Genomic DNA, 23,436 nt, shown 5'->3' with positions numbered 1-23,436 from the left:
AGAGATGGCTTTGTCATTTTCACTCATGAGCCTACTACTAACACAACCTTAGCCTCTAGCGTCCCGCGGCGCGAATCTTCCTCTCGCCTTACTTCGTCAGATAACAAAAACATACCCATCGCCACGTACTTTTTAAAAGTTCATCAAATGTCGCTATTTAGGCCCTTAGTGTCGCAAAAAATACCTTTTCGAAAGTCGTAACTGATTCAAGATGAAAATCCATCCCCCTGTCCTCTGAGAAATAAACTTATGAATAATCCTAAAAGCAAAAAAGTTACTCTGGGCGCTGCAACTCTTTTGTCCTTAACAACCATCGGGAGTGTCCAGGCAGAGAACATCTCGTTGAAATTCCATAGCGGGCTTTCACAATCTCGCCCTGAAGCAGAGCAGATCAACAGATTCGCTAGCTTAGTGAGTGAAAAGTCAGATGGCGAGCTTGACATCGAAGTCTACCATGCAGGCGCCTTAGGTCTTAAAGAAGCCGACATGCTGAGAGTATTGCAGCAGGGCATGGTCGATATGGCACTACTGTATGGTGAATATTACACACGTGATGCGCCTGCCTTGGCATCTGTATATGCTCAGGGCGCCATTACGGAATCTTCCCAACATGACGAAATTCTTGATGTAATCAGGGAACTCTATGAAGACGGCTTCTCAGATTGGGATATTCAAATCGTTGGTGGCGTCGTTGCTCCTATTTTCGATGTAGGTTTGCACTGCAAAGAGCCGGTACACTCCTTGGCAGACCTAGAGGATAAAAAAGTCCGCGTCTGGTCCAGACACCTTGTGGATACTTTTGAATTATTGGGCATTTCAGCTCAAGTCATTCCGCAAAACGATATGTATATGGCACTTCAAACAGGCGTTGTAGATTGTGCCTATTACTTATCTACCGTGGCCCCCACCGTTTCGCTTCAAGAAGTCACCGAGTACGAGTCTTGCTTACACCCTTGGGCAGCCTCCCCATGGCTCTTTGGTATCAGTAAACAAGCGCTATCCCGCCTCAACGACAACCAACGTCAGGCTCTGGAAGAAGCCGGTGAAGAGATTTGGAACGAGACCCGCGCCACTGCTGTTGATCCAGAGCGCGAAGCGCAGGCGCGTCAAGAGCGTAAAGAATTGGGAATCACCATGCTTCCCGACTTCTCAGATGATGACGTCGAAACCTTTGTAGACGCCGCTTGGCAGGCGTGGCAAGCCATGGCGGAAAACGCAGGCGAGGACGGCACACGCTACTACGAGACAGTCACCCAAGCGATCTCCGAAGAGTAATGGGTACATAAACCAATCGAGAGCCAATACCTATTGGCTCTTTCTTTTTGGAGCTAATCGTGATGATGAGAAAAATCAACACTGTACTGAACCATACCGCCTATGCCTTCTTTCTATTGGGCGTCATGAGCGGTATCGCGATGACGGCACTGATATTCGTCAGCACCTTGATGCGCTATCTGGGTGGTCATCCTTTGCGTTTTTCCGATGAGCTGGCGGGGCTGCTGTTCTTAACATTGACCTTCCTTTGTCTACCTTATGTGCTCAATAAGGGCCGCCACATACGCATAGAGATACTCGTCAACCTGATGCCAGCAGGGATCGCGAGGATAATGGACTTTATTGGCGTCGTCGTATTACTCACGTTCTGCGCCATCTTCGCCTTTGAGTCCTGGAATTTCATGAACTTCTCGTTCTCGCTCAATTCGCGTACGGATATCAGTAGCATTCTCTTATGGCCGTGGATGGCCATCATGCCTTTCTCCATGATGCTGTGCATCTTGGTTCAGCTCAGCCATGGTTTTAAACAGCCCACGACAGACACTGCCTCAGCGGAGGATGCGATATGAGCTGGTTACTCTTGAGCGGGGCGCTAGTTCTATTTTTAACCAGTGGCGCAATCCTAGGGGCGGCGCTGGGGCTTACGGGTCTACTCCTGCTTCACTTTCAAGCTAACGGCGCCACCCCCTTGGCGATTAACGCAACTTGGAACATGCTAACGGATTTTACGCTAAGCGCAGTTCCTCTATTCATATTTTTAGGTGAAATACTTCTCGCAAGCGGCGTGTCAAAACGCGTTTATAACGGCCTAACCCCTCTGTTCGCGCGTGTTCCAGGGCAATTACTCCATACCAACATCGCCGTCTGCACGCTGTTTGGTGCGGTTAGCGGGTCAAGCACCTCTACCGCAGCCGCCATAGGCGCAGTTGGCTATCCTGAACTGACAAAACGTGGGTATAAGCCAAGTGTAGTGGTGGGTACGTTAGCTGCAGGGGGCACCCTTGGGCTTCTCATTCCTCCCAGCTTGGCATTGATCATCTACGGAGCGACTCAAAACGTCTCTATCGGCCAACTCTTTATCGCTGGTATGCTGCCAGGCTTACTCATTGCTGCCGCCTTTTCCACATGGATCATGATCCGCTCTAAAATTGGCGAGCCAGTAACCCCTACGTTTAAAGAGAAAGTGACCTTCAAGCACGTAATAACTGGACTCAAGGAGATATGGCCTCTTCCCGTACTTATTTTCTTCGTGCTGGGAACTATTTACCTGGGGATCGCGACGCCTACGGAGTCGGCGGCTTTGGGCGTAGTGGCCAGTATCGTTTTAGGTTTAACATGGGGCGATTTAACCTTCAAAAGACTATGGCAGGCGTTTAAGCACGCCTCGATCATGTTTACCGCTATCGGTATGATTTTGATTGGTACAGTGATCCTTTCTCAAGCCGTCAGCCTACTAGGCATTCCTCGTACTGCAGTCGAAACGATTGGCAACTTTGGGCTAGGCCCATATGGCATACTGCTGATGATCGTCATCGTCTATATCGTGCTAGGTTGTTTCTTTGATGGTATATCACTGCTCCTCATGACCCTCCCCATCACCTTCCCGATGATCACAAGCTTAGGGTTCGACCCCATCTGGTTCGGTATTATTGTCACGCTACTTATAGAGATCGGTATGATAACGCCGCCCGTAGGACTCAATCTTTTTGTCCTATCATCCATTTCTAAAAATGAAGTTAATTTAACATCTGCAGCAAAGGCCTCCTTGCCTTACTGGCTTATTTTACTTGGCGCCATAGGAGTATTTACACTATTTCCTAACATCATTTTGTGGGTCACTACCTTTTAGAATAACCGCAAGCCACTAAATGATATTGCTGAAATATAGGCCCTCTCTAGCTAAAGAGAGAGCCTATAGTTTAAATGCGATACTCATGATACTTACACCAACGTAGCTACCTCTGACACTCTTCCAACCAGCGCGACCTTATAAAAAGCTGGCAAGCTCGATCACGCAGCCACACTGGCTCGGGCTATAACCCGGCAGGCGCTGCACCGCCTCCTGGAAGGAAGCGCTGCGCAGCGCTTGCAAAAAGTCGTCAAATTTAGGCTCTTTCAGGGAGCGTTTGTGGCAGGCCAGCAAGTAGTCTTCGGTGGCCAGCGGCACAAAATCAAGTCCAAAACGCTGCGCAGCTGCCTCGACACCGAAGCCTGCATCCGCCATTCCCGCCGCTACATAGGCCGCCACCGCCGAGTGGGTGTACTCCTCAATCTCATAACCGTTCACTTTGGATGCAGCAATACCCGCCTCGGCCAGCAGGCCATCCAGCAGTTCCCGGGTTCCCGACGACGCCTGCCGGTTTATAAACGTGACCGGCCTGTCGGCCAGCGCTGCAACGCCATCAATCCCCAACGGGTTACCCGGCGCCACCATTAGCCCCTGTTGGCGGGCGATAAAACCTACCAGCCGATGATAGCGAGGCTTGAGCAGTCGGCGGTATTTGCGCCGCATGCTCTCGCCCACCGCGCCTCTGGGAAGATGGCAACCCGCCAGATCGCAGCTATTGCGGTTAAGCGCCGCCAACGCTTCCAGAGGGCTGCAGTACTGCAGGTCAAGCTGCAGATCCCCCAAATGCTGCGGCAGCAGCTCTATCGCAAAACCGTGGCTGGCGTGGAGACGCAGTACGGGGTGCACACCTTCCTGGTGCTGCTGGATGGCAAGGTTAAGCTCTGAGCTCAGGCTATCAAGCTGCGGGCTTAACCGAGCGGTGGCGCGTTGTTCGGCCCATAGCAGCTTTTCACCCAGCGGCGATAACCGCGCCCCTCGCCCACGCGCCATTTCTACCAAGGTGACACCAAAAAACTCTCCGCCCTGGCGCAGCAAATTCCACGCATGGCGATAGGAAATACCCGCCTCTTCGGCAGCATGGGTCAACTTGCCATGACGATGCACCGCCCCCAGCAGGCGCAGAAGGTTGGTATCGAGACGGTGCCCATCTTCATCGCTAAAGCACCAGGTGGGCGTTACCTTGATCCGTTTCATAGGCAAACAATTTCATATTTTGCAGTGATTAACTTGATGCTAGCGTTAGATCAACCGTGATGCACGTCTTTTTAAATATGAAAAGTAGTGCATATTTAAAACATAATAAACAGTAGTGAGGAAGGCATCATGAACCATTCCCAGGAGTGGGCGCCGCAGGCGATTCAGGCCGCAGTCGACGCCCTGAAGCACAAGCCCGGCGCCCTACTGCCGATCCTCCACGCCCTTCAGGATCGCATCGGCTTTATTCCTGAGGCAGCAGTGCCGATCATCGCCGATAGCCTCCACCAGACACGTGCCGAAGTGCACGGCGTCATCAGCTTCTACCACCACTTTCGCACCACGCCGCCGGGGCGCCACGTAGTGCAGATCTGCCGCGCCGAGGCCTGCCAGTCGGTAGGGGCGCGCCAGCTCGAGGCCCACGCCAAAGCGCGTCTGGGGGTCGACTACCACCAGACCACGGCGGATCGCGAAATTACCCTTGAAGCCGTTTACTGCCTGGGCAACTGCGCCTGCGGCCCGTCGATCCGCGTGGACGACAGCGTACGCGGCCGCGTCACGCCGGAAGCCTTCGATGAATTGATAGATGAGCTACAAACCCGGCCGCTGGAGGTGATGGGATGAGCGTCCGCGTTTATGTACCCCGCGATACCACCGCGCTTTCGCTGGGCGCCGATACGATCGCCAGCCGACTGGAGAGGGAGGCAGCCGCACGCGGCCAACCCATCACGCTGGTGCGCAATGGCTCCCGCGGGCTGAGCTGGCTTGAGCCACTGGTGGAAGTCGACACCCCCATCGGCCGGTTCGCCTACGGCCCGGTAGCCCCCGGCGATGTCACCGCGCTGCTCGATAGCGGCCTGCTGGAAGGCAGCGTCAGCCACCCACTGGCGCAGGGCCCCACGGAAGAAATTGACTACCTCGCCCGCCAGCAGCGGCTGACTTTCGCGCGCATCGGTATTACTGACCCGTTATCGATTGAGGATTATCGCGCCCATAACGGTTTTTGCGGCTTGGAGGCTGCGCTGCAACGCGAGCCCCAGGATATCGTCGAGGAAGTCAAAGCCTCGGGGCTTCGCGGACGCGGCGGGGCGGCATTCCCCACCGGCATCAAGTGGCAGACGGTGCTCGATACGCCAGCCGATCAGAAGTACATCGTCTGCAATGCCGATGAAGGCGACTCCGGCACCTTCGCCGACCGTCTGGTGATGGAGTGCGACCCCTACATGCTGATCGAGGGCATGGCGATTGCCGGCCTCGCGGTGGGCGCCACCCAAGGCTATATCTACCTACGCTCGGAGTATCCGCTAGCGAAAGAGATCCTCGACGAGGCCATCCGCCGCGCCGAACAGGCCGGGTATCTCGGCGACGACCTCCGCGGCAGCGGCCGCGCCTTCCATCTGGAAGTACGTCTGGGCGCCGGGGCGTACATTTGCGGCGAAGAGACATCGCTTCTGGAAAGCCTGGAGGGCAAGCGCGGGCTGGTGCGCTTCAAGCCACCGCTGCCCGCCATTGAGGGCCTGTTCGGCCGCCCTACCGTGGTCAACAACGTGCTCTCTTTAGCTGCAGTGCCGTTTATCCTCGCCGAAGGTGCCGAGGCCTACGCGTCCCATGGCATGGGCCGCTCCCGGGGCACCCTGGCGCTTCAGTTGGCGGGCAACGTTCAGCGCGGCGGCTTGGTAGAGCTGGCGTTTGGTACCACCCTGCGCACCCTGATGGAAGCGTTCGGTGGCGGCACGGCAAGCGGCCGACCGCTGCGCGCCGTGCAGGTCGGCGGCCCGCTGTGTGCCTACCTGCCCGAAAGCCAGTGGGATATACCGCTGGATTACGAAACATTCGCCGAGGTCGGTGCAGGCGTCGGTCACGGCGGCGTGGTGATGTTCGATGACAGCGTCGATATGGCCGAGCAGGCGCGCTTCTCCATGGAGTTCTGCAAGGAGGAGTCTTGCGGCAAGTGTACACCCTGTCGTATCGGCTCGACCCGTGGCGTGGAGGTGATCGATCGCATTCGCGCCAACGACAATCGCGAGGCCAACCTCGCCCTGCTGAGTGATCTTTGCGAAACGATGGTAGACGGCTCGCTCTGCGCCATGGGCGGCATGACCCCCTTCCCGGTGCAGAGCGCCCTGAAACACTTTTCTGAGGATTTCCAGCGAGCGGCGAACGGAGACAAATCATGATTCAGCACTTCGACCCCAGCCAGCATGCCAGCAACGCCGGGCATAGCAAAGACCTCGGCACGCCCTTCCCTGCTCAGGCCGTCGGCACTGCCTCGGTGAGCCTTGATATCGACGGCGTGACAATCAATGTGCCGGAAGGCACCTCGGTACTGCGCGCGGCGGCGCTGGCGGATATCAACATTCCCAAACTGTGCGCCACCGACAGCCTGGAGCCCTTCGGTTCCTGCCGGCTGTGCGCCGTGCAGGTGGAGGGACGCCGCGGCCTGCCCGCCGCCTGCACCACGCCCGTTGCTGAAGGTATGAAGGTGACCACCCAGAACGAACGGCTGGCCAAGCTGCGTCGCAACGTGATGGAGCTCTACATCTCCGACCACCCGCTGGACTGCCTGACCTGCCCCGCCAATGGCGACTGCGAGCTGCAGGATATGGCCGGTAGCGTGGGCCTGCGCGAAGTACGCTACGGTTTTGAGGGCGAGAACCACCTGAAATCCGTCAAGGACGACTCTAACCCCTACTTCAGCTTCGATCCCAGCAAGTGCATCCTCTGTTCACGCTGCGTGCGCGCCTGCGACGAAGTCCAGGGTACTTTCGCGCTAACCATCGATGGCCGCGGGTTCGACTCCAAGGTGTCGGCGGGCCAGAACGACGCCTTCATGGACTCGGACTGTGTCTCCTGCGGGGCCTGCGTGCAGGCCTGCCCCACGGCCACGCTGATGGAAAAAAGCGTGATCGATCACGGCGTGCCGGATAGAAGCGTGGTGACCACCTGCGCCTACTGCGGGGTGGGCTGCTCGTTCGAAGCCCAGATGAAGGGCGATCAGTTGGTTCGCATGGTGCCCTACAAGGGCGGCGACGCCAACCACGGCCACTCCTGCGTGAAGGGGCGCTTCGCCTTTGGCTACGCCACCCACCCGGATCGCCTGACCACACCGATGATCCGCGACAGCATCGACCAGCCATGGCGCGAAGTAAGCTGGGAAGAGGCGATCGGCTTTGCCGCAACCCGTCTCAAGGCGATTCAGGCCGAGCACGGCCGCGAGAGCATCGGCGGCATCACCTCGTCGCGCTGCACCAACGAAGAGACCTATCTGGTGCAGAAGCTGATTCGCGCTGCATTCGGCAACAACAATACCGACACCTGCGCACGGGTCTGCCACTCGCCCACCGGCTACGGCCTGAAGACCACGCTGGGCGAATCCGCTGGTACCCAGACCTTTGATTCGGTGATGAAGGCGGACGCCATTATCGTGATCGGCGCCAACCCCACCGATGCCCACCCGGTGTTTGGCTCGCTGATGCGCAAACGCCTGCGCCAGGGGGCGAAGCTGATCGTCGCCGACCCTCGCCGTATCGACCTTTTAAAGACCCCGCACATGAGCGAGGCCCAACATCTGCCGCTGCGCCCGGGCACCAACGTGGCGCTGGTCAACGCGCTGGGTCACGTGGTGGTGACGGAAGGTCTGGAAGACAAGGCGTTCGTGGCCAAGCGCTGCGACACCGATGCCTATAACAGCTGGCGTGAGTTTATTGCTGAACCGCGCCACTCCCCGGAGGCCACCGAAGCGATTACCGGCGTACCCGCCGAGGCCGTGCGCCAAGCCGCGCGCACCTACGCCATGGCAGGCAACGGTGCCATCTACTACGGGCTGGGCGTCACCGAACACAGCCAGGGTTCGACCATGGTGATGGGCATTGCCAACCTGGCCTTGGCCACCGGCAACATTGGTCGCGAAGGCGTGGGTGTCAACCCGCTGCGTGGCCAGAACAACGTCCAAGGTTCGTGTGACATGGGCTCCTTCCCCCATGAGCTGCCTGGCTACCAGCACGTGGCCGACCCTATCGCCCGCGGCCGCTTTGAGGCCGTGTGGGGCGTGAAACTGGACGACGAGCCGGGGCTGCGCATTCCCAACATGTTCGATGCTGCCATCGAAGGCACCTTTAAGGCGCTTTATGTTCAGGGCGAGGATATTGCCCAGTCCGATCCCAACACTCAGCACGTCGAGGCGGCGCTCACGTCGCTGGACTGCCTGATCGTGCAGGATATCTTCCTCAATGAAACGGCCAAGTTCGCCCACGTACTGCTGCCGGGTTCAAGCTTTCTGGAGAAGAATGGCACCTTCACCAACGCCGAGCGGCGCATCAACCGGGTGCGCAAGGTGATGCCGGCGCTGGCAGGCAAGGAAGACTGGCAAGTCACCCAGGATCTGGCCAATGCGCTGGGCTACCCGATGCACTATACCCACCCTTCCGAAATCATGGACGAGATCGCTCAGTTGACGCCAAGCTTCGCGGGCGTCAGCTACGCCAAGCTGGAGGAACACGGCAGCCTGCAGTGGCCCTGCAACGCCGAGTACCCGCTGGGCATGCCGACCATGCACGAGGTTGAGTTCCCCATCGGGCTGGGCCGCTTTGCGATTACCGAGTACGTGGCCACCGAGGAGCGGGCCAACCGCCGCTTCCCGCTACTGCTCACCACCGGCCGGATCCTTAGCCAGTACAACGTCGGAGCTCAGACCCGGCGCACCGACAACCAGCGCTGGCACGACGAGGACGTATTGGAGCTACACCCTTCTGACGCCGAGCTGCGCGGCATCCGCGACGGCGACTGGCTGGGCATCACCAGCCGTGCTGGCCAGACGGTGCTGCGTGCCCGGCTCAGCGAGCGTATGCAGCCAGGCGTGGTTTACACCACTTTCCACCACCCCGGCAGTGGCGCCAACGTCATCACCACGGACAACTCGGACTGGGCCACCAACTGCCCGGAGTACAAGGTCACGGCAGTGCAGGTGGAGAAGGTCAGCCAACCTTCGGCCTGGCAGCAACGCTTTAGCGCCTTCGACCTGGCCCAGCGTGATTACCTGGCCAAGGCCCAGCAGGAGGTTCCATGAGTTCACCTATGAACGGCACGGCGCCAGCGCCGCAAGCAGCCCTGATGCGCCAGCGGGTGGAAGTGCACCGGGGTACCAACGGCTGGTACGCCGATGCCCAGGAGGATCTACTGGCATTGGAAAGGCCAGTGGCACTGGTCTACAACGGCATCTCCCACGCAGTGATGATGGCCAGCCCGACGAATCTTGAGGAGTTTGCCCTGGGCTTCAGCCTTTCCGAAGGTATCCTGGCAAACGTTGACGAGTGCTACGATCTAGACATCCACGAACAGCCTCAAGGCCTCACCATTCATCTCACTATTGCCAGCCAGCGAATGGCCGAGCTCAAACAGCGGCGGCGAAGCCTGACAGGACGCACTGGCTGCGGGCTATGCGGCACCGAAGCCCTGGAGCAGGCCATACGGCCGATTCCCCATGTCATGGCGCCGCCGTTGAGTGATGCCGCCATCCAGCGTTCCCTGCGGGAGCTGTCCGCCCACCAACCGCTGCAGGCGGCCACTGGCGCCAGCCACGGTGCCGCCTGGTGCGATGTTTGGGGGAACATTAGACAACTGCGCGAGGATGTCGGTCGGCACAACGCCCTGGACAAACTGATCGGTGCGCTCGCCCACGAGGCCTTTCCCCTCGGGGAAGGATTCGCACTGGTCACCAGTCGCGCCAGCTACGAGATGGTTCACAAGTGCGCCAGTGCCGGCATTGGTGCCCTGGTGGCGGTCTCGGCGGCCACCGCCCTGGCGGTGGAACAGGCTCAGGCGTCAGGGCTGCTGTTAGCAGGCTTTGCACGGCCCGGTCGCCATTTGATCTACCATCGACCCGCTACGGCGGCAATGGCCACGGCTTAGGAGATACACCATGTCGTCGCACCACGATAACCAGCTGATTCACATGACCAACCAGATCGCCGCTAACCTGGGCGGCGGTCGTGATGAAGAAACGGCCGCCGCGGCCACCTGCCGCCACCTGGAAACCTTCTGGGCACGGTCAATGAAGCATCGCCTGGTCGCCACACTGGAACGCGAGGATGCCCCGCTTTCACCGCTGGCAAAGCGGGCCGTCATCTTGTTGGCTGAAGGACTGGCCAGGCGGCATGCCGGATAAGCATCACTATCGTTAACGCAACGGGGCTTGCCAAATGGCAAGCCCCGTTTTTATACCCATCTTTCCCAAGCGCTGATATCACAAGCACTGGTAGCGAACGTTAGAACTCTTCCCACTCATCTGCAGCATGCTTTGCCGGTGAGGGCTTTGACGATGGCTGTGATGAGGAGTGCGATGAAAGCGCAGGGCGCTTCATGGCGCTAGCACTGCCACGTTGCTGAGGGGCCGGAGACGCTAGCGCTTCGTGCCGCGGCGTGGGCTCATCGTCACCAAGTACGAAGGAGTTGATTAACTGGCTCAGGTGCTCCGCATGGCGGCGCATATTGGCGGCGGCGGTGGTGGACTCCTGCACCATGGCGGCGTTCTGCTGGGTCATGGTGTCCATTTCAGCCACGGCAGTGTTGATCTGGCCAATACCGCTGCTCTGCTCTTTAGCGCCAGCGGTGATCTCACCGATCACATCGGTGACTTTCGCTACGCTGGAGACAATCTCACGCATGGTATCACCGGCACTGCGCACCAGCTTTGCACCGGAGTTAGTGTGCTGAACCGATGCATCGATAAGCGCACGAATCTCTTTGGAAGCATCGCTGGAACGACTGGCCAGAACCCTAACTTCTTGTGCCACCACGGCAAAGCCGCGGCCATGCTCACCTGCCCTTGCGGCTTCCACCGAGGCATTAAGCGCCAAAATATTGGTTTGGAAGGCAATCGAATCGATCATGCTGATGATGTCACTGATGCGCGACGCGGAGTCGTTAATATCGCTCATGGTGCTTTCCACCTGCCCCATCGAGGTCTCACCTTCGCGGGCTACATCAGCAGTAGACTGCACCAGCGTATTGGCCTGCTGGGCATTGTCGGCGCTGTGATTAACGGTCGAGGTGATCTCTTCCATGGAAGCTGAGGTTTGTTGCAGGTTCGCGGCCGCCTGCTCGGTACGGGTGGCAAGCTCATCAGAGCTTTGTGATATCTCCCCCGCGGCCTGGTGCACGCTGAGCGTACTGCTGCGTACATCACGAAGCGTGTTCTGCATCCGCGCTACAAAGGCGTTGAATTGAACGCTAAGCTCGCCAATTTCGTCACCGCTTTCAACCGCTAAGCGACGGGTTAAATCACCGCGTCCCTGGGCAATATCGTGCATAGCCGCAGTAGTGCGCTTGATCGGCCCCAGCGTGCGACGCACCAAGCCATACGCTATCAGTGCAATCACAACAAATAGACCCAGACCCAACAAGGAGGCAAATATAATGCCCTGGCGCAAATCGGCGGCAGCCGCGGCTTCAAGTTCGGCAATAGCATCGTCAGCATCGGTGACATAAACGCCTGCACCAATGAGCCAGTCCCATTTCTCAAGGCGGTCAACGAAGGAGTGCTTGGGTTCAATTCTGTCGGTACCTGGGTAATCCCACATATAGCTGTAGAAGCCCCCGCCACTCTGAGCAAGCTGAATGATCTCGCGAATCAGATAAGTGCCATCGGGGGTTTGCGCGTCGATCATGTTGGTACCTTCACGCTCCGGTGCAGGCGCCGTGACGATATTGTTACCGTCATAGTCGTAGATAAAAATGTAGTTGTTATCTTCAAAGCGCATGGAACGCACCAGCTCGGCTACCTGCTGCTTGGCTGCCTCATCGTTGGCACCGGCTTGTTCGTAAATGGGCTCGATGGCAGAAGTCGCCATCTGGACGATATCGCGCACCGCATGGCGGCGCTCTTCAATCAGCATTTCACGCTGGTTTGCCAACGTATCGCGGGTGTCTTGGGCGCTGCTGTAGGCTTTAAACCCGACCAGCACAACCGTCACTAACAGAAGAGGGAGCAGTACAAGCATCAGCACCTTGGTTTGTAAACCCAGGGCTCGTTTGGGAGCAGAAGGAGTGGACATATGTGAGCAAGCTCCAGAGTCAGTCTTGAGTGAAGAGTTTTTAGTAGTTATAGGAGCCTTATCGACCTAAAGTGCACGAACTTTACCAGTTTTTTATTTTTTTACTTAAGATTCAAATAATTAGCAACTAATAGTTAGGTTCATAACCTAAGTTAAGGTTATTCATAAAGTAAAGGTTCACTGTGAGGATGTGGTGGCCAGGGATGGCCCGTTTTAAGCAAGTCGCTTAACCACAATCTTCGGTTGCCCTGACCTCCCTACCGCCTGGTCAGGGCGACCTTTTTGTTTGTTGGGCGGTGAGTTAGCTTCTACCTCTTACTACTCTCTCCTGAAGCCAGATCAGGCAATTCGGGACTTCCTTGATATTTGCCCTTGTTATTTGCCATTGCCATCAGCGTATCATGGCGATAGGGCCTAATGTCCAAGGAGAATAGCAAGCATGGTTCGAAACCACCCATTTGTTAGCGCTGTCTTGCTCCTGCTCCCTAGGTTGGTTCACTTTGCTTGGCGCGTATTACGCAATTTCCTGAAAAATCACGGTGTCCTGCTGGCCGGCGGAGTGGGCTACAACATCCTGCTCTCTATCGTGCCGCTTTTCGCCGTGCTCGTTGTGCTGTTAACCCAAGTCGTCGATCAGCAGCACTTACTCAATGTGCTGGCCGTACAGGCACGCCATATGGCGCCTGCCCACGCGGAAGTGTTGCTGGAGGCCGTTCGCAGCCTGCTGGAATCGCGAGATGTGATTGGCATTCTGAGCTTTCCCATTCTGCTCCTGTTCAGCTCATTCGCCTTTCGTATGCTGGAAGACGCCCTGGCGATCATTTTCCATGCGCCGGATAGCCCGCATATCAAACGCAGCGTTTGGGTTTCGGTAATGTTGCCCTACGCCTTTATGGTGGTACTGGGGGCGGCGCTTATGGTTCTCACGCTGGTAGTCACCCTGGCCAGTTCGCTTAATACGCTGGTGATGCTGCTATTTGAACGGGAACTGCCGCTGGCGGGATTTTCCGAGCCGGTGCTTAACCTGGCCAGTTTCACTGGGGTGTTCCTGCTGTTCAGCGCTATCTACAAAGTGCTGCCGGTGGTGCGCATCGCCTTACGTCGGGCAATCGTAGGGGGCTTTGTGGCAGCACTGCTGTGGGAGGGGGTTCGCCTGTTGCTGGTTTACTATTTCGCCAATCTCTCGTTCGTTAACGCCGTCTACGGTTCGCTGGCAGCGCTGGTGGTCGTACTGATTAGCCTGGAAGTGGGCGCCATCATTTTACTGCTGGGCGCCCAGGTGATTGCCGAATTGGAACGCAATACCCGCCTTGGCTTGCCATGGCACGTCGACCCCAATCGCCAACCAATTACGCGGGTCGATTGACGTTAGCTAGCGGTCACTTCGGCCTGCGGACGCCGCTCATCCAGCATCCCTTTATCGAGAATAAAGCGGATGATCTCCTCAAGCCCTACTCCGTCATAAAGATTGGTGAACACGAAGGGCCGCTCGCCGCGCATTTTCTTCGAATCGCGCTCCAAGCACAGAAACGGCGATAGCGATGGTATCACCAGAGCAGAGCCCCTCCTCGATCTGATCGAATTCTTGATGCCAACCATCGAGCCGCAGGGCATGTTCGTTGACATCTTCGCAGTGGTGGAGAGCGATGGTCGTGGAGCGTCTCCTGCGTGCATCGTCATGATGAGCGTGATGCCCGGCACGAAGCGAGCGCAAGGCTCGCCTCGCATCTGAGTCCGGTCGCGCTATTGCCTCCAACTGTCCGCCAGGGCGTCCAAGCGCTCACGCTGGAAGGCCTGCAGGTCTGCATTGGGTTGTTGCAGGCGCAAGAACTCGAGCATCGGATCCGCCACATCGGTAGGCACGTCGCTGAGTTCCTCCACCACCGCATGGCCGCAGAAGGGAACGTAGGCCTCGGAGTAGCCGCCCTCGTGGATCATCACCAAGCGCCCGCCGCAGAGTCGCTCAGCGGCCTGGCGCAGCGTGCGGGTCATCTTTCGATAGGACTCGCTGGTCAGTAGCATCCGCGCCAGGGGGTCGAAGCCATTGGCGTCAAAGCCGCAGGCGACGATGATCAACTCCGGGACGAAGCGCTCCAGTGCCGGTATCACGAGTCGCTGCATGGCATGCTGGTAGGCGTCCTCGCCGCCACCGGGTAGCAGCGGGATATTGAGGTTGTAGCCGAGGCCTTTGCCGCTGCCGCGATCCTCGGCTCCGCTGTAGCCCGGTGGGAAGCAGCCCTCCTGGTGCAGCGATATCGTCAACACATCGTCGCGCTCATAGTAGATGTGCTGGGTGCCGTTGCCGTGGTGCACATCCCAGTCGATCACCGTCACCCGCTTTAGCCCGAAGCGCGCCCTGGCAGCCTCGATGGCGATGGCAATATTGGCCAGCGTGCAGAAACCCATGGCGCGGTCCGGCAGGCAGTGGTGGCCCGGCGGGCGCGACAGCGAATAGGCGTTGTTGGCCTCGCCGCGCAGCACCGTGGCCACCGCCTCAATGGCAAGCCCAGCCGAGAGCCGGGCGATTTCGTAGCTGCCCGGCCCGATGGGGGCGTGGTCGCCCAGTTCGCCGCCGCCCGCATCGCTCAGCGTCTTGAAGCGTGCCAGGTACTCAGCGGGATGAATACGTAGCAGGTCCTCCTCGCTGGCCATGGGAGCCGTGCGAAGATCCAGGGCCCGGCTCAGCCCCGAGACATCCATCAGGGACTTGAGGCGTCGCTTGGACTCCGGCGACTCGGCCAGCCCCCCGGCGGCGGGGGGCTGCACCCAGCCGCCTACCGGCATGACCAGGGCGTGCTGGCCAGCGCTGTGCCACAGGCAGTGTTCATCGAAGAAGAAGGCGGTACGGCGGGTCATGAGTTCACTCCTTGGGAAGGGGCGGTTCGAGCGCCCCGCACTGTTGTCGAGGTGGCGCTGGAAATCAAGATGAGGATCAGGGAGAGCAGGCCGAACAGGGCGGTGATCAGCAGCATACCGGTGTAGTGGCCCTGGGCCTCGATCAGTTGTCCGGCGATGGCGGGAGCCACCATCAGAGCCACCGGGGCCAGGGCGACGAGGGCGACGATCATCCAGCGCGACGAGGCGCCTTCGGTAGCCGATGTCTCGAGAGTCATGGGGAATCTCCGGTTGTCGTACGGTTCACCACACACGGGCCAGGCGCAGCAGGGCCTGACTGCCGTGGAAGGCGTTGTCGGTGTCGACGTTATGCGAGAGGGCCAGCATTACCTGATGGCGGGGAGAGAGTTGATGGCCTAGCTCTACGCCCAGTTGGGTATAGCGCTGGCGGGTGTCTTCCAGCACTCGACCATCCAGCTGCAGCGCACCGCCTTCGGCATGGATCAAGCGCAGGGCGCCATAGGTATTGTCCGTGAGGTCGTAGGAGGCGAACGCCTGGAGGCGGTAGAGCGGATCCTGCTCAAGGGTCATGCCCAGGTAGTCGTCGTTGTCACCGTAGAGTTGGGCTTCGAGGCTGGCCTCCAGAACCCACTTCTCGCCTACACCGCGGGTGTAATTGAACACGAAGGTGGCCCCCCAGCGGTTGGCTCCGGGAGAGGTGCCAGGGCGCTGGCTATCGTACTCGCCCACGGGGACGGTCAGCATCGTCAACAAGCCGCTGGCAACGCGATCCTCGGGGCGGTCGACGAAGAACAACGTGCCGCCCACCTGGGGATCCCCCAGACCACTCTGGCGTTCACGCTCGGCGGCACCGGGCAGGCGGGCATCCACCTCCACCAGAGGCATGACGAACTGGGGCGTGCACAGGCGCCCGCAGATATCACTGAACCAAATCTGGCGATAGGCCAGGGCATTGACGTCGAGGCGGGCGTTGCCCTCGGGGTCGGCTGCGCCGTGAAAGCGATTGGCCTGCTCGTTGCCCAGGTAGAGCACGCCTATCGAGGTGCCGGCCGGGGCAGAGAGGAAGTCTCTGGCATTGAGATCAGCGGCCTGAGAGGCAGTGGCGCTCAGTGCCAGAGCCGCAGACAGACCGGTGATGAAGCGCTGTAGCATGAGAGATGTTGTCATTGTATAGCCTCTGGTTTGGTCAAGACGCAGGTATGCGACACCGTCACCCGCTCGGGCGATGGTCGGCATAGTGGGAATGAAGTGGGGCGCGGGGCCCGACGGGCATCAGCCAGGTGGCGAGCGGTTGAGCAGAGTGGCCACGCTGGCCTTATCGTGGAGGTCGAGTTTCTGGTAAATGCTGCGTATATGGTGGCGCACGGTGCTGGGGGCGATCGCTATCTCTCGGGCAATTTCCTTGTAGGTAAGCCCGCTGCCGAAGTGCTGGGCGACCACCAGTTCCCGTTCGCTGAGACAGGCGAGAGGGCCCAGGCGGCAGACGGTGAGTAGCCAGAGATCGAGAACCGGAAGGCACTGGATGCTGATCCTGGCACCTTCATAGCCAGCCTCGTCCAGGTGCACCGGAAGCGTCGGCCCCTGCCAGTCGGGCCACTCATCGCCGAGCAGGTCGCTGAAGCCTCGTTCGGCGCTATGTAGCACGCCCTGGCGGTCGCAAACCGCCAGGGCCAAGTGCGGCTGGCTTTCCAGGCACTCGCGACGCGCCACCAGAGTCCGGATCTGGCTGGCATCCACTGCTATCGAAAGGTGGCTGATCAGGTGGGTCAGTAGCTGGCGCTCCCGCTCGCCGAAGCGGGCCGAGCCGGGGCGGCGATAGAGCGAGAGATGGTCACTGAGCCGGGTGCGAGGGCTGGTGTGAATCACGCAGAGCAGCTCGCTGAGGTTATGGCGCTCTCCCAGCCAGGCGAGCCCCGGTGTGGTGGCACGCATGTCGACGATCACCGCCTGACCCGGCTCGCGGTGGCTACGCTCCACGGTGACGTCCTGATGTTCGATGGAGCGCCAGTCGGCCAGATACGTCTCGGGGAGTTCGTAGAAGAAACGGCTGTGCTCCTCGATCCGCCCATCGATCAGTACCGAGCGCCCCCACCAGGCGCAGTCGAAGGCCAGCAGTCTCTGTAGCCGAGCTAGGGCAGCGGGGTGGAAGTCGGGCAGAGGAAGCCTCTGGGCAAGTTGGTTAATGTCCCAGAGCAGTTGGCTGAAGGAGCCCAGTAAGTCGTCAGACGCCGCGGCATCAAGCTTGGTCATCGTCGGGTACCATTGTTGTTAGAAGGTGGCCGGGAACCAGAGCCATGACACCATCTTAGCCCCAGCTGGAAGGGCCTGACATCGTGCAGATGAACGATGTGGAGTCGAGTCGCTTTTTACCCTTGAAGCCGAACAGATCTATACGACGCCTCGCTGCGTTGAGCACCCCGGAAAATAACATTAGTCCGAAGCCCGCTGAGGCTTGCGGCGAGAAGCCCTTGTCGCCTCGACTCGCTGGGAGACAGTAAACTCACTGCACCCTCGGGGCGTTGTGATAGGGGGCAAGCCTGGCGGTAATGTCGATCAGGTTGGCCAGCAACGGCACCAGGACGTTGAGAGAGACCAGGTCGTCATCGTCGAACGGGCTCACTTCCCGCCCTCGGTAGAGGTTGAGGGTATAGGCACCCTGAGCCTCGCGCAGGGTCAGGGCGACGTTGTCTACCAGATCGGGAAAGGCGAACAGGGGCCGCCTTAGGTTAGCCCGCGATGGCCGTTCGGCGCTCGTCCAACATCCCTTTATCAAGAATAAAGCGGATAATCTCCTCAAGCCCTACTCCGTCATAAAGATTGGTGAACACGAAGGGCCGCTCGCCGCGCATTTTCTTGGAGTCGCGCTCCATTACCTCTAGTGAGGCGTGCACCTGCTCGGCGATATCGATTTTATTGATAATCAGTAGATCCGATTTGGTAATGCCCGGCCCACCCTTGCGGGGGATTTTGTCGCCTGCCGAGACGTCGATGACGTAGAGCGTTAGGTCGGAAAGCTCGGGGCTGAAGGTCGCCGAGAGGTTGTCGCCGCCCGACTCGACCATGACCAGTTCCAGCTTCGGGTGACGCGCCTGGAGCTCATCAATGGCCGCCAAGTTCATCGAGGCGTCTTCACGAATGGCAGTGTGCGGGCAGCCGCCGGTTTCCACGCCCAGAATACGGTCCGCTGGAAGGGCATCGTGCTTGAGCAGGAAGTCGGCGTCTTCGCGGGTGTAGATATCGTTAGTGACTACGGCGATATCGTAGTAATCACGCAGCGCTAAACAGAGTTGCTTGAGCAGTGCAGTTTTGCCGGAACCAACCGGGCCACCCACACCAACGCGTAAACAGTGAGTCATTGTTCTCTCCTCGTTAACTTCTAGGCCATCTAACTTCGAAACAGGCGCGAATATTGGGTTTCGTGCAAGGCGCTAGCCAGTGCCAGACCGGGCAGCACCGGGCCCAGCTCTTCATCATCCAGCGTAAGTGCCTGATTAACGGCATTCACTAGCGCGGGGCGCAGTTGTTCAATTACTCGCTGGGCAGCGGTGTGGCCAAGCGGCAAGGCTTTACAGGCCACCGCTAGCTGGTTCTCCATCCACGCCCAGGCAAACCCCAGCAGCGTTTGGCGAACAGACACGCCACGGACGTGGGCCGTGTAGGCAAACAGCGTTACATAACCTGCTTGGGGCGGAAGCAAGGGTGGGAGTAATCCCTCACTTTGCAACTGCTGCTCTCTCGGCAACAAGTTCAAGCTGCCCAGTAGGCGTTTTAGCGAGGCGCCCAGCCTGCTATCTTCGGCGGCGAGCTCGGCGGTTTCCCGGGTAGCAGCCAGCCACTCATCCCACGCGGCAATTGATTTACGACCTTCTGCCATGTCCGCCTGGCCAAACGCCTGACCAAACGCATCATGCAACCGCGCCAGCACTGGCAGTTCGCAGCGGGTTAAGCCATCTTCCAGCACACCGTTTAGCCACTCGGCGAGGCTGGCTTCATCACGCACCCAGTCCAGCTCAAAGGCGCTTTCCAGCCCTTGGGAAAAGGCAAAGGCGCCGATGGGCAACGCTGGGCTCACCAACTGCATCAGACCTAGCAGCGCTAGCTCGTCACTTTGGCTTTCTAGCGTAGTGAGTTCAGTGGGCATGGTGGTGCTCATGCGAGTGGTCATGATCGTGGTCGTGTGAATGACCATGTGAATGTCCGCCACCTACTTGGTTATAAGCACCCGGCTCCGGGTCGAACGTTGCGTTGTGGTGCTCTAGTTCGGCACCTAACAGCTCGGCGAGCTCTTCCAACACGTGATCCGGCGGAAAGCGCACCCAGCCGCCCTTTTCATCTTCACCCAGCGCCAGCTGTACGTGGCGATTGCCAAGATGGTAGGCCAGCCGTGCCAGCGGTAAGCCAGTACTCACTCGCGCGGTAACCACCGGTTCTACCGCGGCGCAGACACGCACCACTTCGCCGCTTTCGGCTTTTAGACCTTCGCCGCTGCGCAGCACCGGGCCGCGATCAAGAAACAACCCCAGCTCACGGCCACTATCGCTTTGGGCTTTTAAGCGCCCGCGAATACGTAGCTCAAAGGGTAGCGTGAGCGTATCGCTCGCCGCGCTTTCCTCTATCGGCCCTAAGCGTTCTATGAGTTTAAGCATTGGTATCATCCTGTTCAGAACCTGCAGTTAAGCACCCAGTAGCCGAGCCGGGGGTAGGTCGTAGTGAGGGTCTTTTGCCATGGATGGCAAAAGTAGCGTACAGGGATGTATTTACAGCGCCCTCACGTAGACCTACCCCCGGCACTGCACTTGCTGGCGGTCATAGTGCGCTATTCAAAATAAATGATAACGCTGAGCCAGCGGCAGTTCGGTGGCGGGCTCGCAGGTTAAAATTTCGCCATCGCAGCGCACTTCGTAGGTTTGCGGGTCGACGGTTAGTTCTGGGCAGGCATCGTTTAGCTTCATATCCTTTTTGCGCACTTGGCGCACGTTTTTGCACGCCGCCAGTTCGCTATTTAGCCCCAGTGTCTCTTTGATGCCCGCATCCAGCGCGGCCTGGCTGACAAAGCTGAGCCGGGTTTGGCTGGCCGCACGGCCAAAAGCGCCGAACATATAGCGGTAATGCACCGGCTGCGGGGTGGGAATCGAGGCATTAGGATCACCCATGGGCGCCGCCGCAATCATGCCGCCTTTGATCATCATCGCTGGCTTGACGCCAAAGAAGGCCGGTTTCCAAAGCACCAGATCCGCCAGCTTACCGACTTCGATGGAACCTACTTCGTGAGCGATGCCGTGAGTGATCGCCGGGTTGATGGTGTACTTGGCGATATAGCGCTTGGCGCGAAGGTTATCGGCACCCAGGGCTTCGTCTTCCGGCAACAGGCCGCGCTGCACCTTCATTTTATGGGCGGTTTGCCAGGTGCGGCAGACCACCTCACCGACCCGCCCCATGGCTTGGGAATCCGAGGCAATCATTGAGATCACGCCCAAATCGTGGAGGATATCCTCGGCGGCGATGGTTTCCCGGCGAATGCGTGAGTCGGCGAAGGCCACGTCTTCAGGGATATTGGGATCCAGGTGGTGGCACACCATCAGCATATCGAGGTGTTCGTCGATGGTGTTGACGGTGTAGGGCCGCGTTGGGTTAGTGGATGACGGCAGTACATAGGCTTTCGAGCAGGCAGTGAGGATATCTGGGGCGTGTCCACCACCAGCACCTTCGGTGTGGTAAGTATGGATACAGCGCTCTTTGAACGCGGCCAGGGTGTCTTCCACAAAGCCCGATTCGTTTAGGGTGTCGGTGTGGATCGCCACCTGCACATCATAGGCATCAGCGACGTTAAGGCAGTTATTGATCGAGGCAGGCGTGGTGCCCCAATCTTCGTGCAATTTGAGGCCCATGGCGCCTGCTTGGAGCTGGAGCTCTAGGGACTCAGGCAGGCTGGCGTTGCCTTTGCCCAGAAAGCCGATATTCATGGGCATATCGTCCACCGCCTGGAGCATTTTGCCGATGTGCCATGCGCCGGGAGTACAGGTGGTAGCGTTGGTGCCAGTCGCCGGGCCGGTGCCGCCGCCCAGCATGGTGGTCACACCGCTCATCAGCGCTTCTTCGACCTGCTGGGGGCAGATAAAGTGAATATGGGAATCAATGCCGCCCGCGGTCAGGATCTTACCTTCGCCGGAGATGATTTCGGTGCCGGGGCCAATGACGATTTCAACATCAGGCTGTACGTCAGGATTGCCTGCCTTGCCAATCGCGGCGATGCGACCGTTTTGAATGCCTACGTCGGCTTTGACGATACCCCACCAGTCTAAAATCAGCGCGTTGGTTATTACCGTATCCATCACCGTGTCGTCGGCGCGCTGGCTCTGGCCCATGCCGTCGCGGATGACTTTGCCGCCGCCGAACTTCACTTCATCGCCGTAGTGGGTGGCATCCTGTTCGACTTCGATCCAAAGCTCGGTATCGCCCAGGCGTACGCGGTCGCCCACCGTGGGGCCATACATATCGGCATAGGCTTGCCGACTGATCTTGTTAACCGGTTTCATTGTTTACCTCCGTCGAGCGCGCCCATGACATCGCCGCGAAAACCGTAAATTTCGCGCTTGCCCACAAAGGGAATCAACGTGACTTCACGGGTCTGGCCAGGCTCAAAGCGAATCGCCGTGCCTGCGGCCACGTCCAGGCGAAAGCCTCGGGTTTTGTCGCGATCAAACACCAGTGCCGGGTTGGCTTCGGCGAAGTGGTAGTGGGAGCCGATCTGGATCGGGCGGTCGCCGGTATTGGCCACCTCGACGCTAATCCGCTCACGCCCCGCGCACAGCTCGATTTCACCTTCTTTTAACTTGTACTCACCGGGAATCATCTACTTGCTCCTTCGTCTCTTTGCTGTAAGGAGTAAGGCGAGAGGTGTGAGGAGTAACACCATTCATCTCACTACTCACCATTCACCCCTCCCCCCTCAAACAATAGGCGTATGGACAGTGACCAGCTTGGTACCGTCAGGGAAGGTGGCTTCGACCTGAACCTCGTCGACCATTTCAGCCACGCCATCCATCACATCCTCACGGCTAAGGATCTCGCGGCCATAGCTCATTAAGTCCGCCACGCTGCGGCCATCCCGGGCGCCTTCCATAATCTCGAAGCTGATCAGCGCCACCGCTTCGGGGTAGTTGAGCTTTAAACCACGCGCCTTGCGGCGCTCCGCCAACTGGGCGGCTGAGAACAGCAGCAGCTTGTCTTTGTCTCTCGGGGTTAATTCCATGGAATGTGTCTCCAGCAGTGCATCACAGTGATGCCTAATTAGGTTAGCCAAATTCGTGGTGTATGTGCTTCACGCTCAATCCAGCGGGGGCGCAGCAGTTGCCAGGCCTGTTCGCATAACGCCCAGGCTTCGTTACGCGAGTTGCCTAAATAGCGCAGCAGCAGAACACCGTGGCGGACGGTGACCGCCCAGCGCGGGTTATCCGGCAGCGCTTCACGCAAGGCTTCAATGGCAGCAGGCGCGTCGGCAATCCCCACTGCCCAGAGCGTGGCCTGCACCGTGGCACCGCCCTGCCCCCAGCGCCCGGCAAAGCGTGGGTGTAGTGGGTCTAGCGGTTGGCGCTCTAGCCACAGAGGTTTGCCATCCAGGGTTAAGCGGAAGTGCTGCTCAATACGCCCGGAAACATAGGGTAAGTCGCTGGCCGGGCGGCCCAGTGCCATCACTTCCCAGCCCAGGCAACGGGCGCTGCCGTGAAGGTCAATTTGGGTGCGCTGTTCACCCTTGGAACCATCAAAGGCGATGGTCTCCTGGGGCAGCCACTCCAGAGTCGCGCCATCTTCAACGCTCAACCGGGTATGCTGCGTCCAGGCTACGCCCTGGCTGTCAGCTTTATAGAGTTTATTGGCAGCCGGGGTCGTCAGCAGCGCATGGGCACCGCTCTCTACATGGGCACTAATGGTAAGCGCATCGCCGCTGACTAGCCCGCCCGGCGGGTGAAGCACATAAACATGGCAAGCCTCACCGCTTCCTTCGGGATAGAAAGGGCGCTGCACCCGCAGTGGTCCCTGATGGCGCGCCTTCACCATGCGAGTGGCGCCACCGCGATGGGCGAAGGTGAGCGCCAACGAAGCCGCCCAGTGGCGGCCTGCATCGAAGCGGTGGCCAGAGGCAACGTGTGGTTTGGCGAGTTCGCACAGGATCATGGGTTGCTACCGCTTCCTTTTCACTAAGCCTTTGAC

At 58.9% G+C, this 23,436-nt stretch carries 23 protein-coding genes and 1 pseudogene; 9 read left to right on the top strand and 15 right to left on the bottom strand.

All coding sequences use genetic code 11. The features are described 5' to 3' along the window. The first annotated feature begins 249 nt into the window (after nucleotides 1–249). The 3 genes from dctP (at nucleotide 250) to ACW17M_RS02155 (ending at nucleotide 3,124) form a co-directional block, all read left to right on the top strand. The gene (dctP, locus tag ACW17M_RS02165; protein ID WP_457546829.1) at nucleotides 250–1,275 is read left to right on the top strand and encodes a TRAP transporter substrate-binding protein DctP; all 1,026 of its coding nucleotides are present in this window, start codon (nucleotides 250–252) and stop codon (nucleotides 1,273–1,275) included. Nucleotides 1,276–1,337: 62 nt separating this feature from the next. Then, nucleotides 1,338–1,844, top strand: a complete 507-nt coding sequence (locus tag ACW17M_RS02160) for a TRAP transporter small permease (protein ID WP_457546857.1) — start codon at nucleotides 1,338–1,340, stop codon at nucleotides 1,842–1,844. Further along, nucleotides 1,841–3,124, top strand: coding sequence for a TRAP transporter large permease (locus ACW17M_RS02155; protein ID WP_009286147.1), 1,284 nt, complete (start codon nucleotides 1,841–1,843; stop codon nucleotides 3,122–3,124). Before ACW17M_RS02160 ends, ACW17M_RS02155 begins: the two co-directional genes overlap by 4 nt. 138 nt (nucleotides 3,125–3,262) lie before the next feature. Here the strand turns inward: ACW17M_RS02155 and ACW17M_RS02150 are convergent, their stop codons facing one another. Then, the gene (locus ACW17M_RS02150) at nucleotides 3,263–4,318 is read right to left on the bottom strand and encodes a substrate-binding domain-containing protein (protein WP_457546828.1); all 1,056 of its coding nucleotides are present in this window, start codon (nucleotides 4,316–4,318) and stop codon (nucleotides 3,263–3,265) included. A 129-nt stretch (nucleotides 4,319–4,447) separates the two neighbouring features. Between ACW17M_RS02150 and ACW17M_RS02145 the strand changes: the two genes are divergently transcribed. Genes ACW17M_RS02145 through ACW17M_RS02125 form a run of 5 tightly spaced genes read left to right on the top strand, consistent with a single transcriptional unit; the run spans nucleotide 4,448 to nucleotide 10,481 of the window. After that, a complete protein-coding gene (locus ACW17M_RS02145) occupies nucleotides 4,448–4,942 on the top strand; it encodes a formate dehydrogenase subunit gamma (protein WP_457546827.1) in 495 nt (164 codons plus the stop codon). Continuing rightward, the gene (locus ACW17M_RS02140) at nucleotides 4,939–6,495 is read left to right on the top strand and encodes a formate dehydrogenase beta subunit (protein ID WP_457546826.1); all 1,557 of its coding nucleotides are present in this window, start codon (nucleotides 4,939–4,941) and stop codon (nucleotides 6,493–6,495) included. Before ACW17M_RS02145 ends, ACW17M_RS02140 begins: the two co-directional genes overlap by 4 nt. Further along, nucleotides 6,492–9,383 carry a formate dehydrogenase subunit alpha gene (gene fdhF, locus ACW17M_RS02135; RefSeq protein WP_457546825.1) on the top strand — a complete coding sequence of 964 codons (2,892 nt, stop codon included), beginning with the start codon at nucleotides 6,492–6,494 and terminating at the stop codon, nucleotides 9,381–9,383. Before ACW17M_RS02140 ends, fdhF begins: the two co-directional genes overlap by 4 nt. Beyond that, nucleotides 9,380–10,225 carry a formate dehydrogenase accessory sulfurtransferase FdhD gene (fdhD, locus tag ACW17M_RS02130; protein ID WP_457546824.1) on the top strand — a complete coding sequence of 282 codons (846 nt, stop codon included), beginning with the start codon at nucleotides 9,380–9,382 and terminating at the stop codon, nucleotides 10,223–10,225. The genes fdhF and fdhD overlap by 4 nt, the downstream gene beginning before the upstream one ends. Nucleotides 10,226–10,235: 10 nt before the next feature. Further along, nucleotides 10,236–10,481 carry a formate dehydrogenase subunit delta gene (locus ACW17M_RS02125; RefSeq protein WP_027957890.1) on the top strand — a complete coding sequence of 82 codons (246 nt, stop codon included), beginning with the start codon at nucleotides 10,236–10,238 and terminating at the stop codon, nucleotides 10,479–10,481. Between the two features lie 100 nt (nucleotides 10,482–10,581). Here the strand turns inward: ACW17M_RS02125 and ACW17M_RS02120 are convergent, their stop codons facing one another. Then, nucleotides 10,582–12,369 (bottom strand): methyl-accepting chemotaxis protein, encoded by a 1,788-nt coding sequence (locus ACW17M_RS02120; protein ID WP_457546823.1) that lies wholly within the window; start codon nucleotides 12,367–12,369, stop codon nucleotides 10,582–10,584. A 439-nt stretch (nucleotides 12,370–12,808) separates the two neighbouring features. On the opposite strand from ACW17M_RS02120, the gene ACW17M_RS02115 reads away from it, so the two are divergent. Further along, nucleotides 12,809–13,735: a YihY/virulence factor BrkB family protein gene (locus tag ACW17M_RS02115; protein WP_022521358.1), complete on the top strand. Its 927-nt coding sequence runs from the start codon at nucleotides 12,809–12,811 to the stop codon at nucleotides 13,733–13,735. A 2-nt stretch (nucleotides 13,736–13,737) separates the two neighbouring features. Here the strand turns inward: ACW17M_RS02115 and ACW17M_RS02110 are convergent. From ACW17M_RS02110 to ACW17M_RS02050, 13 genes and pseudogenes are all read right to left on the bottom strand, one after another. Beyond that, nucleotides 13,738–13,890: pseudogene (locus tag ACW17M_RS02110) on the bottom strand (urease accessory protein UreG); the annotation flags it as partial. A 222-nt stretch (nucleotides 13,891–14,112) separates the two neighbouring features. After that, nucleotides 14,113–15,225, bottom strand: a complete 1,113-nt coding sequence (locus ACW17M_RS02105; protein ID WP_457546822.1) for a class II histone deacetylase — start codon at nucleotides 15,223–15,225, stop codon at nucleotides 14,113–14,115. Beyond that, nucleotides 15,222–15,482 carry a hypothetical protein gene (locus ACW17M_RS02100; protein WP_457546821.1) on the bottom strand — a complete coding sequence of 87 codons (261 nt, stop codon included), beginning with the start codon at nucleotides 15,480–15,482 and terminating at the stop codon, nucleotides 15,222–15,224. Before ACW17M_RS02100 ends, ACW17M_RS02105 begins: the two co-directional genes overlap by 4 nt. A 25-nt stretch (nucleotides 15,483–15,507) precedes the next feature. Then, entirely contained in the window at nucleotides 15,508–16,392 is an 885-nt protein-coding gene (locus tag ACW17M_RS02095) for a transporter (RefSeq protein WP_457546820.1), read from the bottom strand. Nucleotides 16,393–16,497: 105 nt separating this feature from the next. After that, nucleotides 16,498–17,475, bottom strand: a complete 978-nt coding sequence (locus ACW17M_RS02090; RefSeq protein WP_233975266.1) for a helix-turn-helix transcriptional regulator — start codon at nucleotides 17,473–17,475, stop codon at nucleotides 16,498–16,500. Between the two features lie 250 nt (nucleotides 17,476–17,725). Beyond that, the gene (locus ACW17M_RS02085) at nucleotides 17,726–17,998 is read right to left on the bottom strand and encodes a hypothetical protein (protein WP_457546819.1); all 273 of its coding nucleotides are present in this window, start codon (nucleotides 17,996–17,998) and stop codon (nucleotides 17,726–17,728) included. Next, nucleotides 17,952–18,581, bottom strand: coding sequence for an urease accessory protein UreG (gene ureG, locus ACW17M_RS02080; protein ID WP_138799483.1), 630 nt, complete (start codon nucleotides 18,579–18,581; stop codon nucleotides 17,952–17,954). The genes ACW17M_RS02085 and ureG overlap by 47 nt, the downstream gene beginning before the upstream one ends. A gap of 29 nt (nucleotides 18,582–18,610) precedes the next feature. After that, nucleotides 18,611–19,366: an urease accessory protein UreF gene (locus ACW17M_RS02075; protein WP_423841385.1), complete on the bottom strand. Its 756-nt coding sequence runs from the start codon at nucleotides 19,364–19,366 to the stop codon at nucleotides 18,611–18,613. Then, nucleotides 19,356–19,871 carry an urease accessory protein UreE gene (gene ureE / locus ACW17M_RS02070; protein WP_457546818.1) on the bottom strand — a complete coding sequence of 172 codons (516 nt, stop codon included), beginning with the start codon at nucleotides 19,869–19,871 and terminating at the stop codon, nucleotides 19,356–19,358. Before ureE ends, ACW17M_RS02075 begins: the two co-directional genes overlap by 11 nt. Before the next feature lie 174 nt (nucleotides 19,872–20,045). Next, a complete protein-coding gene (ureC, locus tag ACW17M_RS02065) occupies nucleotides 20,046–21,761 on the bottom strand; it encodes an urease subunit alpha (protein ID WP_141440407.1) in 1,716 nt (571 codons plus the stop codon). Continuing rightward, entirely contained in the window at nucleotides 21,758–22,078 is a 321-nt protein-coding gene (locus ACW17M_RS02060) for an urease subunit beta (RefSeq protein ID WP_457546817.1), read from the bottom strand. The genes ureC and ACW17M_RS02060 overlap by 4 nt, the downstream gene beginning before the upstream one ends. 96 nt (nucleotides 22,079–22,174) lie before the next feature. After that, entirely contained in the window at nucleotides 22,175–22,477 is a 303-nt protein-coding gene (locus ACW17M_RS02055; RefSeq protein WP_022521353.1) for an urease subunit gamma, read from the bottom strand. 38 nt (nucleotides 22,478–22,515) lie between these two features. Then, a complete protein-coding gene (locus ACW17M_RS02050; RefSeq protein ID WP_457546816.1) occupies nucleotides 22,516–23,400 on the bottom strand; it encodes an urease accessory protein UreD in 885 nt (294 codons plus the stop codon). Between the last annotated feature and the right edge of the window lie 36 nt (nucleotides 23,401–23,436).

This window comes from Vreelandella sp. 2A-K22 (genome assembly GCF_054065485.1).
The sequence above is the reverse complement of the archived record's forward strand: the minus strand, read 5'-3'. Positions and strand labels throughout refer to the sequence as shown.

Coding starts and splice junctions, on each gene's coding strand:
- ureC (WP_141440407.1), bottom strand. CDS start 21,761: ATGAAACCGGTTAACAAGATCAGTCGGCAAGCCTATGCCGATATGTAT.
- ACW17M_RS02125 (WP_027957890.1), top strand. CDS start 10,236: ATGTCGTCGCACCACGATAACCAGCTGATTCACATGACCAACCAGATC.
- ACW17M_RS02155 (WP_009286147.1), top strand. CDS start 1,841: ATGAGCTGGTTACTCTTGAGCGGGGCGCTAGTTCTATTTTTAACCAGT.
- ACW17M_RS02120 (WP_457546823.1), bottom strand. CDS start 12,369: ATGTCCACTCCTTCTGCTCCCAAACGAGCCCTGGGTTTACAAACCAAG.
- ACW17M_RS02100 (WP_457546821.1), bottom strand. CDS start 15,482: ATGACTCTCGAGACATCGGCTACCGAAGGCGCCTCGTCGCGCTGGATG.
- ureG (WP_138799483.1), bottom strand. CDS start 18,581: ATGACTCACTGTTTACGCGTTGGTGTGGGTGGCCCGGTTGGTTCCGGC.
- ACW17M_RS02055 (WP_022521353.1), bottom strand. CDS start 22,477: ATGGAATTAACCCCGAGAGACAAAGACAAGCTGCTGCTGTTCTCAGCC.
- fdhD (WP_457546824.1), top strand. CDS start 9,380: ATGAGTTCACCTATGAACGGCACGGCGCCAGCGCCGCAAGCAGCCCTG.
- ureE (WP_457546818.1), bottom strand. CDS start 19,871: ATGCTTAAACTCATAGAACGCTTAGGGCCGATAGAGGAAAGCGCGGCG.
- dctP (WP_457546829.1), top strand. CDS start 250: ATGAATAATCCTAAAAGCAAAAAAGTTACTCTGGGCGCTGCAACTCTT.
- ACW17M_RS02145 (WP_457546827.1), top strand. CDS start 4,448: ATGAACCATTCCCAGGAGTGGGCGCCGCAGGCGATTCAGGCCGCAGTC.
- ACW17M_RS02060 (WP_457546817.1), bottom strand. CDS start 22,078: ATGATTCCCGGTGAGTACAAGTTAAAAGAAGGTGAAATCGAGCTGTGC.
- ACW17M_RS02095 (WP_457546820.1), bottom strand. CDS start 16,392: ATGACAACATCTCTCATGCTACAGCGCTTCATCACCGGTCTGTCTGCG.
- ACW17M_RS02160 (WP_457546857.1), top strand. CDS start 1,338: ATGATGAGAAAAATCAACACTGTACTGAACCATACCGCCTATGCCTTC.
- ACW17M_RS02115 (WP_022521358.1), top strand. CDS start 12,809: ATGGTTCGAAACCACCCATTTGTTAGCGCTGTCTTGCTCCTGCTCCCT.
- ACW17M_RS02105 (WP_457546822.1), bottom strand. CDS start 15,225: ATGACCCGCCGTACCGCCTTCTTCTTCGATGAACACTGCCTGTGGCAC.
- fdhF (WP_457546825.1), top strand. CDS start 6,492: ATGATTCAGCACTTCGACCCCAGCCAGCATGCCAGCAACGCCGGGCAT.
- ACW17M_RS02150 (WP_457546828.1), bottom strand. CDS start 4,318: ATGAAACGGATCAAGGTAACGCCCACCTGGTGCTTTAGCGATGAAGAT.
- ACW17M_RS02050 (WP_457546816.1), bottom strand. CDS start 23,400: ATGATCCTGTGCGAACTCGCCAAACCACACGTTGCCTCTGGCCACCGC.
- ACW17M_RS02140 (WP_457546826.1), top strand. CDS start 4,939: ATGAGCGTCCGCGTTTATGTACCCCGCGATACCACCGCGCTTTCGCTG.
- ACW17M_RS02075 (WP_423841385.1), bottom strand. CDS start 19,366: ATGCCCACTGAACTCACTACGCTAGAAAGCCAAAGTGACGAGCTAGCG.
- ACW17M_RS02090 (WP_233975266.1), bottom strand. CDS start 17,475: ATGACCAAGCTTGATGCCGCGGCGTCTGACGACTTACTGGGCTCCTTC.